This window comes from uncultured Finegoldia sp. (assembly GCF_947252345.1).
Taxonomy (GTDB): Bacteria; Bacillota; Clostridia; order Tissierellales; family Peptoniphilaceae; genus Finegoldia.
In genome coordinates this window covers 1-16,694 of the sequence record NZ_CAMXVC010000013.1, presented here as the reverse complement: position 1 = coordinate 16,694, position 16,694 = coordinate 1, and the positions used below count along the sequence as shown (strand labels likewise).

The 16,694-nt window shown below is 32.5% G+C and carries 15 protein-coding genes; 8 read left to right on the top strand and 7 right to left on the bottom strand.

Annotation, left to right across the window (positions count from 1 at the left end; genetic code table 11):
• Window positions 1–25: 25 nt before the first annotated feature.
• The 4 genes from Q0X02_RS03850 (at window position 26) to Q0X02_RS03835 (ending at window position 3,612) form a co-directional block, all read left to right on the top strand.
• A complete protein-coding gene (locus tag Q0X02_RS03850; RefSeq protein ID WP_297811820.1) occupies window positions 26–466 on the top strand; it encodes a GNAT family N-acetyltransferase in 441 nt (146 codons plus the stop codon).
• Window positions 467–919: 453 nt separating this feature from the next.
• Window positions 920–1,375 carry a hypothetical protein gene (locus tag Q0X02_RS03845; RefSeq protein ID WP_297811817.1) on the top strand — a complete coding sequence of 152 codons (456 nt, stop codon included), beginning with the start codon at window positions 920–922 and terminating at the stop codon, window positions 1,373–1,375.
• Between the two features lie 712 nt (window positions 1,376–2,087).
• Window positions 2,088–3,035: a DUF3137 domain-containing protein gene (locus tag Q0X02_RS03840; protein ID WP_297811814.1), complete on the top strand. Its 948-nt coding sequence runs from the start codon at window positions 2,088–2,090 to the stop codon at window positions 3,033–3,035.
• 13 nt (window positions 3,036–3,048) lie between these two features.
• Window positions 3,049–3,612, top strand: a complete 564-nt coding sequence (locus Q0X02_RS03835; RefSeq protein ID WP_297811811.1) for a LemA family protein — start codon at window positions 3,049–3,051, stop codon at window positions 3,610–3,612.
• A gap of 282 nt (window positions 3,613–3,894) precedes the next feature.
• Here the strand turns inward: Q0X02_RS03835 and Q0X02_RS03830 are convergent, their stop codons facing one another.
• Window positions 3,895–6,135, bottom strand: coding sequence for an FtsX-like permease family protein (locus tag Q0X02_RS03830; RefSeq protein WP_297811807.1), 2,241 nt, complete (start codon window positions 6,133–6,135; stop codon window positions 3,895–3,897).
• On the bottom strand, window positions 6,135–6,830 hold the full coding sequence (locus Q0X02_RS03825; RefSeq protein WP_297811804.1) for an ABC transporter ATP-binding protein: 696 nt from the start codon (window positions 6,828–6,830) through the stop codon (window positions 6,135–6,137). The genes Q0X02_RS03830 and Q0X02_RS03825 overlap by 1 nt, the downstream gene beginning before the upstream one ends.
• A 242-nt stretch (window positions 6,831–7,072) precedes the next feature.
• Here Q0X02_RS03825 and Q0X02_RS03820 point away from each other — a divergent pair, with 242 nt between their 5' ends.
• The 4 genes from Q0X02_RS03820 to Q0X02_RS03805 all read left to right on the top strand — a co-directional run bounded on the left by Q0X02_RS03820 (window position 7,073) and on the right by Q0X02_RS03805 (window position 10,423).
• Window positions 7,073–7,492: a hypothetical protein gene (locus Q0X02_RS03820; RefSeq protein ID WP_297811801.1), complete on the top strand. Its 420-nt coding sequence runs from the start codon at window positions 7,073–7,075 to the stop codon at window positions 7,490–7,492.
• A 9-nt stretch (window positions 7,493–7,501) separates the two neighbouring features.
• The gene (locus Q0X02_RS03815) at window positions 7,502–8,044 is read left to right on the top strand and encodes a DUF3783 domain-containing protein (protein ID WP_297811798.1); all 543 of its coding nucleotides are present in this window, start codon (window positions 7,502–7,504) and stop codon (window positions 8,042–8,044) included.
• Window positions 8,045–8,121: 77 nt separating this feature from the next.
• Window positions 8,122–8,862, top strand: coding sequence for an ABC transporter ATP-binding protein (locus Q0X02_RS03810; RefSeq protein WP_297811795.1), 741 nt, complete (start codon window positions 8,122–8,124; stop codon window positions 8,860–8,862).
• On the top strand, window positions 8,849–10,423 hold the full coding sequence (locus tag Q0X02_RS03805; RefSeq protein WP_297811792.1) for an antibiotic ABC transporter permease: 1,575 nt from the start codon (window positions 8,849–8,851) through the stop codon (window positions 10,421–10,423). Before Q0X02_RS03810 ends, Q0X02_RS03805 begins: the two co-directional genes overlap by 14 nt.
• Window positions 10,424–10,568: 145 nt before the next feature.
• On the opposite strand, the gene fusA is transcribed toward Q0X02_RS03805, so the two are convergent.
• The 5 genes from fusA to Q0X02_RS03780 all read right to left on the bottom strand — a co-directional run bounded on the left by fusA (window position 10,569) and on the right by Q0X02_RS03780 (window position 16,617).
• On the bottom strand, window positions 10,569–12,629 hold the full coding sequence (gene fusA / locus Q0X02_RS03800; RefSeq protein ID WP_297811789.1) for an elongation factor G: 2,061 nt from the start codon (window positions 12,627–12,629) through the stop codon (window positions 10,569–10,571).
• Between the two features lie 357 nt (window positions 12,630–12,986).
• Window positions 12,987–14,099: a 5-methyltetrahydropteroyltriglutamate--homocysteine S-methyltransferase gene (locus Q0X02_RS03795; RefSeq protein ID WP_297811786.1), complete on the bottom strand. Its 1,113-nt coding sequence runs from the start codon at window positions 14,097–14,099 to the stop codon at window positions 12,987–12,989.
• Window positions 14,100–14,135: 36 nt separating this feature from the next.
• Window positions 14,136–14,945 (bottom strand): MetQ/NlpA family ABC transporter substrate-binding protein, encoded by an 810-nt coding sequence (locus Q0X02_RS03790; protein WP_297811783.1) that lies wholly within the window; start codon window positions 14,943–14,945, stop codon window positions 14,136–14,138.
• Between the two features lie 11 nt (window positions 14,946–14,956).
• Window positions 14,957–15,613, bottom strand: a complete 657-nt coding sequence (locus tag Q0X02_RS03785) for a methionine ABC transporter permease (RefSeq protein WP_297811780.1) — start codon at window positions 15,611–15,613, stop codon at window positions 14,957–14,959.
• Complete coding sequence (locus Q0X02_RS03780; protein WP_297811779.1) at window positions 15,613–16,617, bottom strand: methionine ABC transporter ATP-binding protein; 1,005 nt, start codon at window positions 16,615–16,617, stop codon at window positions 15,613–15,615. The genes Q0X02_RS03785 and Q0X02_RS03780 overlap by 1 nt, the downstream gene beginning before the upstream one ends.
• Between the last annotated feature and the right edge of the window lie 77 nt (window positions 16,618–16,694).

Below are 16,694 nucleotides of genomic sequence, written 5' to 3'. Positions count from 1 at the left end.
AGACATAAATTAAAGGATAGATAACATGAACACAATTACCGTAAATGAGAACATCAAACTTGTTCCCTATTTCGAAAATTACGATACTACTTTGAAATGGTACGAAGATAAGGATGTGTGCAAACAAGTCGACAACATTGATTTCGTATACGATATTGAAAGGCTTCAAAAAATGTACAATTATTTGAATACTCACGGAAAGTTGTACTACATTGAATATAAAAATGAATTAGTTGGAGATATTTCCTTGACAGATGACAATGAAATAACGATAGTTGTGTGCAAAGAATTTCAAAACAAACACATCGGTAGAAATTGTGTCACAAAAATTTTGGAATTAGCAAAAGAAAAGGGATTAAAATCTGTTACGGCAAATATCTATGCTTTTAACCATCAAAGCAGAAAAATGTTTGAAGCTGTAGGTTTTAAGCAAATCGATGAAGAAATATTTGAATACAAATTTTAAGCGGCGAACTTGTCGCTTTTTTTTGTTTCAAAAAGTTACTAAACTATTGCAAAACTTTTCAACTCATTATTATTTTGATTTTTTTAATGCAATATCATAATATTGTATTGTGTGATAAGCTTTCAAATTTTTAAACGAACTGAACCTGCCGTAAACATAAAAATAGATAATTGAAATTATTTAGAAAAAATAGATGGCGTTATAGATACAATCATGTTTCTTGAAATGGCAATGAGATGAGATAATGACATGATTAAGTTCGTATATGATGATATAGGTCTTTTGTAATTTTTTTATTAAAGCTATTAATCTGTATAAAATGTTTATTGAATCGGAATTTAAATAATGCTAAAATCAAAATTAAGAAGTACATAACAATAGTTGGTGTTGCTTTCTTTGCTCCAGAAGCTTTACCAGCAGTAATACCTGCTATATAAGGGGTGCTTTATTATAATGGATTATTTCTTAAAATTAGAATATAATGCTCAAAACATTATAGTATTAACATTAGAAAAAGACTCTCAAGATCTTGCAATAATAGTTTATGAAGATTTAAATAGAGCAGAAAATATAGATATTGATTTTCCGTATTATAAAGAACAATTTGAAAGTGTTCCTGAATACATTGATAAAAGAAATCTTGTTTCTATAATGATATTTCCAATTTTTAATTTAGCTAAGGCTAAAAGCCTAGAAGAAGAAATAGAATCTGTAGCTGATTATTATATCGAACATAGAGGGAAAATTAATACAAAGATAAATTGGATTAACGAAAGAAAAGTTACAGATTTATACAAGAATATAGATACTAACAAAATAGGTTTATTAAAATATTTATTTGAATTTTGTGAAAATAAAACCTTAAAGGATGATATAAAAAGTTGTGATTTTTCTCATATAAATCAATGATACGGCATCTACAAAAGTAGGTGCTATTTTTATATCCAATTTTAGAATATGGTGATTTAAACATTTTTAATTTAATACTTAAGTAGGGGTGTAAACCTAAAATCTAGGGTGTATACATCAATCGTGTTTTTATTTTTAAGTACAACAGTGAAAAATGTCAATAAATTTACTGCACTGCAGATGCCATAAGTTATTCATTTGTGATAGCTTTTGATTGAATCTTAAAAAACTAATTATCCACTTAAATAAAAATAAAATTGTAATTAATACAATAATATATGAGAATAACCAAATGCTCGAATTAAAAAAGAAATTATGGTGTTTTTCATATTACCTATTATTGCTTTAAGACCATATTCTAAAATTTATAGATATATTTCTACACACATAGCTTCAAGCCACTGCGAAGCTGTTGTGTTGTTAACACGATGAAAAATATTTGTAGGTATTTCGAAGAAAACTTTTGTCAGAAGCTGTTGCAAAATCAAATCATTTATTAGAAAAGTAAAGCAAGATTACTTTATCTGGTGCTCTTGATTTTTTATTTGTAAATGAGATTTTATTATTTTAAACTCCAGTATACCCTGTTGAATTTTTTTTGGAATAAAATGTAATATGCAATTTATATTTTAAATTTTATGTTTTTGTGCAAATATTTTGTGGTAAAATTAAATTGAAATTGTTTATCAATTTGTGAGGAGGTTATTTTCTAATGAAATCCAGAGACAAGTTTTTGGATTCTTCTATTGTAGATGAGCTCAATAGAATTGAGAATTTGCCAGAAACTAAAAATAAGCTAAAAAGTATTTTAAATAAAAACAGCAATAAAAATATGGAGAATTTTTCCGTTGGCTTTTTGGGATTTGTTGCAAGCACTATAGCTGCAAGATTTTTTAGCGGATATTTTTTGTATATTATTTTGATTTTGATTTGGCTTCCTTTTTTTAATTTTTTCAGCAGAAACAAATACAATTCAGAAGATACTTACATAAAAAATTTCTTGGAACCCGTTCTAAAAAAGGTTTTGCCCGATACAGAAGTTGATTATGACGAAGAAATGGATTTGGATATTTTGGGAAACCTCGTTTACAATTCAAAAATATATGAATCTAAGTGTCACATAACTTTTGGCGATGAATATAAAACGCAGTTTTGTAACTTGTACGCATATCATGAAAAGTTCAATGACAAGGGAAAAGAAGTTAGATACACAGATTTCCAGGGTCAAGTGTTAGCTTCTTGTTTTAATACCGGTATCAATGGACACATCAGAGTTGTGCCGGTTTGCAATAAATCTATGGGCTCTGTAAGTTACGGTCCTTATGGAAATAAAAGAAAAGATGAAAAGGAAATTTTGACAGAATCAATAGAGTTTAACAATTCATATTCTATTTTTTCGACGGATGATTATTATGCGAGGTTGATTATAGATGCGAAGGTAATAGATTTTTTGAATGAAATCAAAAATAAGATGAGGGTTTCTATTTATATGAGTGAAAAATTTGTTGCTATGGCTTTTGAAACGAACAACACCCTCTTTAAGCCACCATTGTTTTTTATTTCTGTCGATAAGCTCGCCCTTGCCGGAAATTATGAAAAAATACGTACAAATCTTTCGCAATTTTATACCATAATGGATAATTTTGTAGATAATTTTTAATTAAGGAGGTTTTATGGATAATTTACTTATTTTACCAGCAATCATTGCTGTTGTGGTTATAGTTGTTTTGTTTAAATTTATTTCTATTTCGAACAAGCTCAGAAGATATCAAGTTATTATCAATGAATCAAAGAGAAATGTCGATATTGCACTTGCAAAAAGATACGATACGATTTCTGAGATGATTAAAGTCGCTAAGTCTTTTGCAACGCACGAAAAAAACACGCTGTCAGATATTGTCAGACTTAGACAGGAAGGAAGCATTACTGATTCCAATGATGCGATAAAAAATCAAAACGACGCCATCAGGCAAATTTATGCGTTGGCTGAATCATATCCAGAGCTCAAATCTTCTGATGAATTTTTGAATTTACAAGAAGAAATTGATGATGAAAACGAAAAACTCGCTGCGTGTAAGAGAATTGTCAACAACAATATAAGTATTTTCAATCAAGAAGTCGTATCTTTCCCATCGTCTGTTGTCGCTTCTGTGATTAATATTAAACAGTTAGATTTTCTCGTTGAAGAAGATTTGTCCAATAAAAAATCTATTAATAATTTTGATTACAATGTTTAACTCATTTTTAATTTACAAGCTAACCACAAGACTATTAAAATAGCTTTTGTGGTTAGTTTTTTTGTCTATTAAGATTTTTAGAATTATTTTCTTGTGTTTTTTATTAAAACGCTATAATTCATTTGGTTTGTGATATCACCAAATTTCTATAGAAATTATTTTACGGAATAGTAATATTTGTATTTTAATGCAACATCATAGTATACGGTCGTGAAAATGAACTGTTCGCTTAATTTCAACTAAAAAATCACCCCAAAGTCTACAAAAACTTTGGGGTCTTGTTTATCCATTTATGGTTTTCAATTCTTTTACCATATCGAGTTTTGATATTTTTATTTTTTGAAGCAATTGAATAACCGCAAAAATTATTATGCTGTACAAAATCGCGAGCAAGTACATATACACAGGAATTTCCGCTATGATGTACGCATCGAACTTCGACATCACTACTAATATGATAAGTTTAAATAATTTATCTATTAAAGGTATCATAATTAGCTGGAAGACAACCAGCATTACAAATACAATATTAACGTAAATACTCATTATCTCACCGTCATTGTATCCAAAGATTTTGAGATACGATATGTTGAGCTTGGACTTGTCGAGTATGATGTTGGAAATTATAAATGTGATTATCAGATAAAATCCAATTCCAATATACAACAACATTTTAAAAACAACTCCGAAACTATCCAAAAAGTGAATCATAAATTTATCCATCTCGTCTCTGTTGATTTTTGTGATTAAATTAGAGTTGGAAATGTGGAGTTTGCTGTTCGATTGATAAGCATTAAAATATCCACTATCTTTTTCGATAATTTTATTCAGCAATTCTCTCTTGGTGAATATCTGATACAAATTATTATCTTCGTCAACACCTTTTATCTTTAATTCTAGCGTTTTGCTGTTATAAGGCTCTGTGATTTTGATTTTGTCGTTTATTTTATGTTCAAATCTCTGCAAAAATCCCTTCGACACAACTACTTCATCTTTGTTTAATTGCGATAAGTTTTTGATTTTATAATTGGAATTGTCATCTACTCCATAAAACTGAACTTTTTTATTGTCGTTGTCCGTCAATTCAACGTCTAAAATTGTCGACTTGTCAGCTTTTACGTTTTTTTCTTCAGTTCGCACAAAATAAGTGTAGTTGTATTTCATCGTGTTTTTCATATTTTCAGAGTACGACTCGAAAATAGGCTTGACTGACAAACCATATAACAGTATCATATTTGCTAGGAAAATTCCAAAAACAAGTGCGATAAGGTTGAATTTGTTGTCCAAGAACATTCTGAGTTTGAATTTGGTCATGATATTAAATTTTGTGAGTTTCACCTTGGATTTTCTTTTTTCTCTTTTGAAGGTTCCCCTTAAAAATTCCAATGGCGTAGCTTTCAATTTCATCGAAATAACCAATAAATTAATTACCATATAAATTGTAAGAGGAATTATGCAAGTTATCAAAAACGACCTCAAACTTATAATCGGTTTGAATTTTGGCAAATCAAAACTTTGGTAGTACAAAAATACGTATTTTTTGTAAGCATAGGAATATGAAATTACATTCCCCACAACAGCCGAAAACAACGTCATAATTACAGGTGTTATCATATAATTTTTCAGTAATTCAGCCTTCGTGTATCCAGATGCTAACAGTGTTCCTATTACGGATGATTCCTTCTCCATCATACTTTTAATTTGAACGGCGCTGACAAAAGCAAGCGCTATGAACAAAATAACCATAAAAGTTGTCATTGTCGGAACGTCTCCGTCCATATCGTCAATTAAGTAAGTTATGCAGTGATTGTCGTATCTCGTAACTGCATCTATCACGACGTTTTTCTTCATAATAATCTTAATCAAATCTTTTAGCTTATCGTTGGCAGATTTTTTTGTTAAGTTGTTTTTTGTGTGATAAGAATAAGTGTATTTGATGGGGACATCTTTGAATAACTCAAATCCATCTTTATCTAACAGACAAGTGCCATAATATCCGGTGTCCATTACGAGGTCATCTCTATTTCTCAGAATTGATGAGTAATCCGGCAATGAAACAATGCCCACGACTTTGAAATTTTTGTCGTTTAATTTTATCGAATCTTCAAGTTTTATTTTGTTGGCTCTTGCGTAATTTCCGGAAATAGCCACTTCATCTTTTCTTTCAGCAAGCCTTCCTTCTAAAATTTGAGCTATATTAATGTTTTTTCTGTTGATGAAAGCTTTGAGTTTTCTTTCATTTGTATGAGAAATCTCAACATTGAAATTTTCGTACAAATCTATATTTTCGTCTTCGAGTTTTTCTTTTGTAACATCATCAAGCGGATAAATCGTCGTAAATTGTCCATCTTCGACTTTCCCCTTGTTTATTTGCTCGTAATAAAGAGCCTTTGCTGAATCTTGTGAAGTGAAAAAAGATGACGAAAAAACAACAACAAAAATCATAGCTAAAATAATCGGCAAATATTTTGCAGGATTTTTCACAAGTTGCCTTGCTATCCTTTTGTTAATTGGATTTTTCATTACCAAGTCACCTCATTCGCAGAGATTTTTTCTTTATTTTCTTCGATTGATTTTATCGAGCCATTGTGAATAGACAATATCACATCGCACATTTTCGAAATTTGCGTGTTGTGCGTTGCGATTATTATAGTTGAGCCATAAAGTTTGTTGAGTTTTTCAATCAAAACCAAAACATCCTTTGCGCTCTCGTAATCCAATGCCCCTGTCGGCTCATCACAAATCAATAATTTTGGCCTTTTGATGATAGCCCTTCCTATTGATGTTCTTTGAGCTTGTCCTCCAGATATTTCGTTGGGGAATTTGTAAATATGCTCCTTTAATCCCAAATCGTCAATCAAACCATCTATATCTATCGGATTATTTGATAAATATTTTCCAACTTCAATATTTTCCAACACATTTAGATTGCTGACTAAGTTGTAGAATTGGAAAACGAATCCAACATAATTTCGCCTGTACTTTTCAAGTTCTTTTTTGCTGATGGATTCGAGTTTATTGTCGAAAACATCTACCCCACCTTCATCTATCGTTTCAATTCCGCCGAGTATGTTCAATAAAGTGGATTTGCCCGAGCCAGATGGCCCCAAAACGCAAATTATTTGACCATCTTTTATTTCCAAATCAATTCCTTTAAGTACCTCAATAGATTCTTGACCAGAGCTGTAGCTCTTGTGTAAATTATTTACTTTTATCATTTTTTCCTCCTTTCAATATTGATTATCCTTATTGATATTATATCACTTTTTCACTTTAGAATATTCAAATTTTCGAATTTTTTGTTCATTCGTATAAATTGAATTATCAGATATTTTTGTATTTTGTTTTAAATTTTGTAATAATTATTTTCAGTTGATTGAGTATTATATTTCTGATTTGTGATATTATAAGTATGATAGCAAAAATTAAAAAATAAATTTTTGAATTAAAGGAGGTTATTATGCTTGAGTTTTTGAAAAAAGGAGTTTTTAAGGGAACTGATGAGTTTTTGGAGCAACAAAGTAACAAATTGATTTTGAAAACTTCAGAAAAAACATTCGACAGTCCCTCTTTTGATGTTGTTATAGATGAGATTGACAAGATTTCAGAAAATGCCACTAGAAATTATGAACAAGTAAAAGCCGGTAAGAAGACGTATTTTGTGTCGTTGGAATATGTCGGCAAGAGTTTCATTCAAGCGACTTTTATTAGAAACTTTGATGAGTGTTTGTATCATATTGAGTATATGAAAGATATCTCCGATTGTTTGGTAAAAAGTGTCGACGATGTCGATGTCAGCGAGGTCAAAAATCTGTTCAAATCTTTTTATGAAAACAAACCGCTAAATGAAAAACTAGAATGGGAAGATTTGAATATTTAAGGAGGAGTTATGGCGAGATCAATTTTAATTTACAATATGCCCGAAGATATTAAAGAATTTTTGAAGACAGAATCCGAAAAACACGATTTTGAAATAATAGAGTGCGATGATAATGATTTGTCAACAAAAATTTCTGTATTGTTGAAGGAGGAAGACGGCGAGCAAATTCAAAGCGATGAAGAAGGCGTCGATATTAATTTTTTGATGATTAATAAATTCAACAATCAAATTTTGCACCGATTTATAAAAGATATGCAGCGTGAGGACATCTACATTCCAAACAAATGTGTGACAACTCAGCACAATATCAATTGGTCACTCAAACAGCTTATGCTGGAAAACAAAGAAGAACACGAAGTGATGACAATTTACAAGCAATTAGCTGTGCTTCGAACACAAGCTATTCAGTTGTACAAAAAAATCAACGATGATGAATTGTACGAAACAATCAACGAAGTAACAGAATATATGCAGCCAAAAGATTTTGACAAGGACGAACTCATCAGAAGATTCAATCACTTGCAATCTGTGATGGAAAGGATTAGCCAATAGGCTGGTTCTTTTTTATTTGACAATAAATTCCTTGTGTGTTATATTTATAATACAGTATGATACACGAGGAGGTAATTATGATTACTTTTGAAAATGTGACAAAAAAATACGACAAGAAGATTGCTCTGGACAATTTGAATCTTACGATAAACAGCGGCGAAATTTTCGGACTTATCGGACACAACGGAGCCGGTAAATCTACTACGATAAAATCTTTGGTTGGTGTTATAAAACCTGAAGAAGGAACCATCAAAATCGATGGCGTCGATGTAAGAGATAATCCAATGGAAGCTAAGAAAAAAATCGGATATGTTTCTGACAGTCCAGATATGTTTTTGAAGATGACTCCCTACGAGTTCTGGAGATTTGTAGGAACGATTTATGATATTGAAGAAAACAAATTCAACGCTACTTGCAAGATGCTTTCTGAAAAATTTGATTTGACAGAATTCTTCCAACCAATTGAATCTTTTTCACATGGTATGAGACAAAAAGTTTTCGTAATAGCTGCTCTGTTATCTGATCCAGATGTGTGGGTATTGGACGAACCGTTGACAGGACTTGACCCACAAAGCTCTTACAATTTGAAGGAAATGATGAGAGAACACGCCAACAAAGGAAATACTGTTTTGTTCTCAACTCATATTTTGGAAATCGCAGAAAAACTTTGCGACAGAATTGGAATTTTACAAAAAGGAAAACTCATATTCTTGGGTACTGTTCAAGAATTAAAAGACTTGCATCCAAATCAAACCTTGGAAGAAATTTATCTCGAAATGATAAAATCACACGATGAGGTTCCAAATGAACAAAACTAAATTAAAAGAATTGATGAAAATCGACTTACTGAATATCAATCCTATGCTCACAGGGCAAATCAGAAAAAAGACCAAGCCTGCGGATAATAACAGTATTTACAAGAAAATTATCAGACAATATATAATATCCGCTGTGATGATGATTATAATTTACGGAATAATGTTCGGATTTGTGTTTGATTATAGTAAGGCTCCTAAGGCGTATGATTTGTTCGTGTTTTACTTGGTGATTTTGGGAACTTTACAAAATTTCATCAGCGTATTCAATCTGTTCTATGAAAACAAAGATTCGTTGAAGATGTCGTACTTTCCAATCAGCCAAAAAGAAATGTTCATATCCAAGACTTTCTTGACAATGTTGAGTTCGTTGACAATTCTAAGTCCGATTTTGTTGTTGTCGATAAAATTTTTCTTCGATTTTAAATTCAATATATTCTTGACAATTTTGTTCGGAATTTTAAATTTCGCAGTTTTATTCGTTTTTACAATAATTTTGAATATTATCGTTGCAGAGCTTTTGGTGAGAACATCTGCATTGTACAAATTCAACACGCAAATAATGGTTGGACTCAATATTTTTATTCAAGTCGTTGCCATCGTGTTTGTGATTTTTATTCAAAATTCGAAAATTATGAAGAATGCAACAGGACTTGGCCCTATTTCGGGATTACTTCACAATCCAGTATCGGCGATTATTTTCATAGCTGTATTGGCAGTTGTTGAGGTGATTTTGGGAAAGGCAATCCTAGAGTTTGCATCGAAGAACCTGTACGAACACATGAGCGACATTCAAAACAGGAAAAATTCTATTAGACGAACAAAAGTCGACAAAGAGCCAAGCAACATTGGCAAAGAAATGTTCAAATACAACAAAATGCTTTTGAGTGACGCCACAACTATCACATCTTGCATTTTATTCCCAGTGATGTTTCCGATAATAATGACATTTGCGAACTTGACTAATACGCGAAGTAACCTCGGTACAAATATTTCCGATTTGCAATCACTAGCGATTGCACTTAGCGTTTCATTTATGTACAGCGTGTTCATCGGACTGTTCCCTATGAACTTACAATCTATAATAGTTTCATTGGACGGGCAAAATCACGATTATTTGATGAGCCTACCGATGAGTAAGAAAACATATTTGAATGAAAAAGTAAAATTCTCAGCTCTAATTATGGGAACATTATCTGCACTTGCAGTATTAGGATTTTCGATATTCTTCAGAATAAAATTTTATTTCATAATAGTTGCAATTGTTTTGAATTTAATATCTATATTCGTATTTTGTAGATTCAAAGTCGCAGGCGATTACAAACACAAATACGTAAATTGGTCGAGCATTTCAGATATAATGAACAGACAATCCAAATTCGCCTACGTAATTAAAATGATGGGACTTTCGTTTTTGACAATAGCAATATTCTCACTTGTAATGTACAGCATACAATCAGCACCAATTAAATGGATTCTCATGGGAATATCAATTCCTTGGGCATTGTTAGTAGTAGGAATTGAGATTTACAATAGGCTTGGATTTTGGAGAAAAATAAAATAGATAAATAAAATCATCCTCGATTTTTAAATAGAGGATGATTTTTAGTGTGATGAAATTGAAAAAAATTTTTTCACAAATGGCAAATCAAAACCAGCAACAAACTTTCTGACAACAATGCCCTTATCAGACGATAAGGGCATTGTTTTTATTGTTGTTCTTTAATTATTTCTTCTGTGACATTAGAAGGAACTTCTTCATATCTTACAAATTCCATTTCAAATTCTCCTCTTGCTTGAGTCATTGATCTCAAATCGATGGAGTATTCGAATAATTCTTTGTGAGGGGCTTCTGCGATTACGATTTGGTTTCCGTCTTCGTCAGATTCCATTCCCAAAATCTTACCACGGCGTTTGTTCATATCTCCCATTACATCTCCCATGTATTCTTCTGGGATTTTGATTGTAACTTTCATAATAGGTTCCAACAAAATTGGCTTCGCTTCTTCGATTCCTTTTTTGAATGCGATTTGCGCTGCGATTTTGAATGCCATTTCGTTTGAATCCACTGGGTGATATTTTCCATCGTAAAGAGTTGCTTTTACACCAACTACTGGATATCCAGCCAAAGGTCCCTTTTCTAATGATTCTTCCAAGCCTTTTTCAACTGCTGGGAAGAAGTTTTTAGGTACAGCTCCTCCGAATACTTCTTCTTCAAATACAAAGCTTTTTTCGGAATCTGTCAATGGTTCAAATCTGATGAATACATCAGCAAATTGTCCTGCACCACCAGATTGTTTTTTGTGTTTTCCTTCGACATCTGATTTTGCTTTGATTGTTTCACGATAAGCAATTCTCAATGGAACAACTTCTGTTTCAACTTGGTATTCTTCTTTTAGTCTGTCTAGCATAACTTGTAGCTGAACGTTGCCACGTCCACCGATTAAAAGTTGTTTTGTTTCGTTGTTTCTTTCCGAAATGAAAGACAAATCTTCCAATTGTAATTTTGAAAGTGCATTTGAAATCTTGTCGTCGTCCGCTTTTGATTTCGGTTGAATTGCAAAGAACAAAGTCGCAGGTTTAAGTTTCAAACGCTTGTAAACAGTTGGGTCATTCTTATCAGAAATCGTGTCTCCTGTTTCTGTCTGAACGAGTTTACTGATTGCACCAATGTCACCGGCGTGAACCTCGTCTGTCTTGATTTGTTCCTTGCCTCGCAAGAAGAACAAGTCGCCGATTTTTTCTTCAACATCTTTGCTTGAATTGTATATTACAGTATCTTTGGTTACTTTTCCTGAAATAACCTTGAAAATCGAAATCTTTCCAACAAAAGGGTCAGCAATTGTCTTGAATACAACTGCGCTCATTGGTTCATCGACAGAGAATTTTCTTTGTTTGTCATCAGCGTGTCTGAATCCGTATTTTGCTCTTTCATCGTCAGGTGTTGGCATATATTTTTCAATTATTTCCAGTAAGACATCAACGCCTATTCCTGTAAGTGCACTACCTGCGATAAGTGGCACGCAAGTTCCTTCTAACAATGCTGATACCAATGCTTTTTTAAATTCTTCGTGTGTAAATTCTTCGCCGTTGAAATATTTTTCCATCAAATCGTCGTCTGTTTGTGCGACAACTTCGCAAATTTCATCGAATACTACATTGACTTCATCGACTCTGTCCTCAGGAATTGGAACTTCCTTAAATTCAAATCCGTTGTACTCAAATGCTTTTTTGTCGATAACGTCGATAACGCCCTTGAAATCTTCGCCTTCACCAAGTGTCAATGTAAAAGGAATTATATTGTTGCCAAATCTTTCGTGCAATTCACTCACGCATTTGTTGAAATTGGCATTTTCTTTGTCCATTTTGTTCACAAAAATAATCCTTGGAAGCTCGATTGATTCAGTGTAGCGCAACACTTTTTCAGTACCAACCTCAATTCCATTTACAGCATCAATTACAATTAGTGCCGCTTCCGATGCCCTTAGTGATTGATAAACTTCTCTTTCGAAATCAAAATAGCCTGGTGTATCTATGAAATTTATTTTTATGTCGTTGTGTTCTATTGGAATAACAGAGCTAGATATAGAAATACCTCTCTTCATTTCTTGCTTGTTATAGTCAGAAACAGTGTTTTTGTCCTCAACTTTTCCGACTCTGTTAATCACTTTTGTTAAGTAAAGGCATGCTTCAGTGAGTTGAGTTTTTCCACTTCCACTATGCCCAACCAAGCTAAGGTTTCTAATTTTGTTTGTTGGATAAGATTTCATATTTGTACCTCCTATTATTTAAAGGAAAATTTTGCTTTTTGTGATATAAAATTATTTATGAATTTAACAACGAAATCCTCTAAATACTAAATATAATATCGTTTGCAAAATAGTTCCATTATTTATCTTATGCTATAAAATATATATACCCAAAAATTTGCTCCCCTAACAATATTGAATATTTTTTTCATTTACAAAAACAGATTTTCGTATTACAATATAAGTACATCAACAAATATTTTCATAAATTGGAAAAGTGGATTCATTTTATTTGAATCCATCTTTTCTTTTGCAACAAAAAAACCACGAACAATAATTTGTCCGTGGTTTCAAAGAGGTTAATGATATGATGATTAATTATTCCCATATTTTTTCAGCAATCTTTTTGATGAGTTTTAATTTGTCCCATTGTTGCTCAAAAGATAATTTGTTACCATTTTCATTTGACGAAAATCCACACTGAGGGCTCAAACACAATCTGTCAAGTGATATATATTTTGAAGCTTCATTTATTCTTTCGATGATTTTGTCTTCGTCTTCGAGCTCTCCTCTTTTTGTAGTGATAAGTCCAAGTACGACTTTTTTACCATCAGAAACGTATTTTAACGGTTCAAATCCGCCCGATCTTTCGTCGTCGTATTCAAGATAAAAAGCATCTACATTTTCTTTTGCGAACAAAACTTGCGCTATCTCGTCATATGCGCCACTAGCCGCATAAGTTGATTCGTAATTTCCTCTGCAAACATGAGTTGTAATTGTCAAATCGTCTGGTCTATCTTCTAGTGCCAAGTTGTTAATTCTCAAATATTTTTTTGCTTCTTCTTCAATGCTAACTTTTCCGCCGAATTTTTTCTCGATATAATCAGAATCCACTAACATTCCCCAAGTGCAATCATCCAATTGAATGTTTCTGCAACCTGCGTCGTACAAATCCCTGATGACTTGTTTGTAGGCTTTGGCAATATCTTCTTCCAATTTTTCGTAGTCTGGATATTTTTCTTGTGTTATCTTTTTGTTGTCTTCTCTGAACAATTCTACAAGCAATTGTGCCGGTGCCGGTATTGTTTGTTTTGCTATTGTGTTGTCATCTTCAAACTGTTTTACAAATTTAAAATGCTCTACGAATGGATGGTTTTCTCCTGTAATTTCTCCTTCGACTTGAACTGATGTGTGATAAGTTTCCAGCCCGTGGAAATAATATCCGTGTGACAATTCAACTTTTTTGATTCCATTGAGCCCCCAGAAGAAATCCAAATGCCAACTTTTTCTTCTAAATTCTCCATCTGTTATGACGTGATATCCCAATTCTTTTTGTTTTTTTATCAATTCTACGATTTTTTTGTCTTCGATTTCTGTGAGTTCTCTTTTTGTTATTATTTCTTTTTCATATTCTTTTCTCGCTTTCAAAAGCTCTTCATCTCTCAAAAAACTTCCCACATAATCGTATCTAAATGGCACATGTAAACTCATTTTCAATCTCCTTCTTAATTTATTGTTTTGCTTGAATTACTTCGCTGGAATAATTTCTCCTTGGAATTTGTCTTCAATGTATTTTCTAACTTCTTCTGATTCAAAAGCTTGTACAACTTTCTTGTAAGTTTCGTTGTCTTTGTCTTCTTCTCTTGAAACAATGATGTTTGCAAATGGATTGCCTTCTGATTTTTCAATTGCTATTGCATCTTTCTTTGGTGAGAGTTTTGCTTCTAATGCGAAGTTCGAATTGATAACAGCAATTGCTGCATCTTCGTAAGCTCTTGGAATTGTTGCCGCTTCAACAGCTGTAAATTTCAAATTCTTTGGATTTTGTTCGATATCTTTTTCTGTTGCTTCCAATCCTGCGTTTGCTTTTAGTTTGATAATCTTGTTGTCTTCTAATAATTTTAACGCTCTAGCTCCATTTGTCGCATCACTAGGAATGATGACTTCATCTCCTGATTTTAATTCGTCCAATGATTTGTATTTCTTAGAATATATTCCCATTGGTTCCAAGTGAACAGCTCCCAATGACACAAGTTTTGTTCCTCTTTCTTTGTTGAAGTTTTCCAAATATGGAATATGTTGGTAGAAATTCAAATCAATTTCTTTTTCTTGAAGAGATGTGTTAGGTGTTACATAATCATCAAATTCTTTTATTTCAAGGTCGATTCCTTCTTTTTTCAAGATTTCCTTTGCTTTTTCTGCAATTTCCTTGTGAGGTGCAGGAGAAACTCCGATTACAACTTTTTTACTGTCTTCTTTTTTTCCTTCTTCTTTTTTACCACACGCTGTCAATACCAACGCCAATGCCAATACTACTAACAAAATTTTCTTTTTCATTTTCTACTCTCCTATATGTTTTTTTTGTTTAATTTATTTGAAATTGTTGTACCTGAAATTTGTACAATTTCAACCAAGATTATTATCACAACTACTGCCCAAAACAACACTTCTGTGTTGAATCTGTCGTAGCCGTATCTTTTTGCCAAGGCTCCCAAGCCTCCTCCACCGATTGTTCCTGCCATCGCAGAATAACCAATCAATGTTATCATCAAATTTGTCACTGCCAATATCAATTGTGGAAGTGATTCTGGAATCAAAACTTTTGTCAATATATTAAATTTACTTGCCCCCATTGATTGAGATGCTTCAATGATTCCCCTGTCAACATTCAAAAATTCTTGTTCAAACAGTCTGGCAACAAACGGGATTGCTCCTACTGTAAGAGGAACGATTGATGCCGATGTTCCAATTTTTGTTCCGACTATCATCTTAGATAGTGGAAGCAATATTATCATCAATATGATAAATGGAAACGACCTCGTAATGTTGACTACAATGTCCAACACCGTGTATAATTTTGGCTTAGGACTCAATCCAGATTGTCCAGTTGTGAACAATATTAACGACAACGGAAGTCCAAACAATATTGTAAAAAACGTGCTAACCAAAATCATATACAATGTTTCTGTGGTTGCTTCTATTAATAAATTAGGAATGTTATCCATTATTTTACCTCCTCTACTTTAATTCCATTTTGTGCAATGATTTCTTTTGCTTTTTGTATATTCTCACTGTCTCCTATAAGTTCCACAACAGTGTATCCAACTCCTGTGGACTGAAGTTTGTTGATATTTCCTGAAATAATATTGAAATCCACATCACACTGTCTCGACGCTTTTGATAAAATTGGTTTGTTGTAAGATGCTTTCGAATATATAAGTCTGACAACATCTCCCTTGAAATCATCTGTTATTATTTCTTCTTCATCTTCTTCTACGATTTTTCTAATGAAATTTCTCGTGACATTTGTCTTTGGATTTTTGAAAAGTTCTTCGACGGAATTTTCTTCGATTATTTTTCCGTCTTGCATTACCGCAATCCTATCGCAAATGTCTTTTGCAACTTCCATTTGATGAGTTATCATAATTATTGTAGTCTTATATTTTTCAACTGATTTTTTCAAAATTTCCAAAACTTGTTGAGTGTTTTGTGGGTCAAGTGCACTTGTCGATTCGTCTGACAAAATGACTTTCGGATTTGTAGCTAAAGCCCTTGCTATTGCAACTCTCTGTTTCTGTCCACCTGACAATTGACTAGGATAGCTGTTTTTTCTGTCTTGCAGTCCGATAAATTCAAGCAACTCATTTACTCTCGTTTCGATTTCATTTTTTGAAGCTCCCCTTAATTTCAAAGGATAAGCGATATTATCGAACACGTTTTTTTGATTAAAAAGATTGAATTGCTGAAAAATCATACTTATTTCTTTTCTAGCTTGTAACAAATCTCTTTCTTTCAAAGATGTGATATCCACATCGTCAATTTCAACTTTTCCACTCGTAGGCTCTTCCAATCTGTTGAGAAGTCTTACGAGTGTCGATTTGCCCGCTCCTGACAAACCAATTATTCCAAAAATCTCTCCCTTATCAACTTGAAAACTAACATCGTCGACTGCGTTAAATTCTCTATCCGCCGTTTTGAAAGTTTTCTTCAAATTTGATACTTTAATCATACATCTCACCTCATTTTTATAATAATCATAACCACCAGCTTAGCTGGTGGTTTGCTCTGCCCCTATAAGGGGCTGTT

Bases quoted from the DNA above. Each gene is read 5' to 3' on its own strand.
- Q0X02_RS03830 (WP_297811807.1), bottom strand. From the start codon at position 6,135: ATGAAAAATCCAATTAACAAAAGGATAGCAAGGCAACTTGTGAAAAAT.
- Q0X02_RS03790 (WP_297811783.1), bottom strand. From the start codon at position 14,945: ATGAAAAAGAAAATTTTGTTAGTAGTATTGGCATTGGCGTTGGTATTG.
- Q0X02_RS03785 (WP_297811780.1), bottom strand. From the start codon at position 15,613: ATGGATAACATTCCTAATTTATTAATAGAAGCAACCACAGAAACATTG.
- fusA (WP_297811789.1), bottom strand. From the start codon at position 12,629: ATGAAATCTTATCCAACAAACAAAATTAGAAACCTTAGCTTGGTTGGG.
- Q0X02_RS03805 (WP_297811792.1), top strand. From the start codon at position 8,849: ATGAACAAAACTAAATTAAAAGAATTGATGAAAATCGACTTACTGAAT.
- Q0X02_RS03845 (WP_297811817.1), top strand. From the start codon at position 920: ATGGATTATTTCTTAAAATTAGAATATAATGCTCAAAACATTATAGTA.
- Q0X02_RS03780 (WP_297811779.1), bottom strand. From the start codon at position 16,617: ATGATTAAAGTATCAAATTTGAAGAAAACTTTCAAAACGGCGGATAGA.
- Q0X02_RS03840 (WP_297811814.1), top strand. From the start codon at position 2,088: ATGAAATCCAGAGACAAGTTTTTGGATTCTTCTATTGTAGATGAGCTC.
- Q0X02_RS03850 (WP_297811820.1), top strand. From the start codon at position 26: ATGAACACAATTACCGTAAATGAGAACATCAAACTTGTTCCCTATTTC.
- Q0X02_RS03815 (WP_297811798.1), top strand. From the start codon at position 7,502: ATGGCGAGATCAATTTTAATTTACAATATGCCCGAAGATATTAAAGAA.
- Q0X02_RS03810 (WP_297811795.1), top strand. From the start codon at position 8,122: ATGATTACTTTTGAAAATGTGACAAAAAAATACGACAAGAAGATTGCT.
- Q0X02_RS03825 (WP_297811804.1), bottom strand. From the start codon at position 6,830: ATGATAAAAGTAAATAATTTACACAAGAGCTACAGCTCTGGTCAAGAA.
- Q0X02_RS03835 (WP_297811811.1), top strand. From the start codon at position 3,049: ATGGATAATTTACTTATTTTACCAGCAATCATTGCTGTTGTGGTTATA.
- Q0X02_RS03820 (WP_297811801.1), top strand. From the start codon at position 7,073: ATGCTTGAGTTTTTGAAAAAAGGAGTTTTTAAGGGAACTGATGAGTTT.
- Q0X02_RS03795 (WP_297811786.1), bottom strand. From the start codon at position 14,099: ATGAGTTTACATGTGCCATTTAGATACGATTATGTGGGAAGTTTTTTG.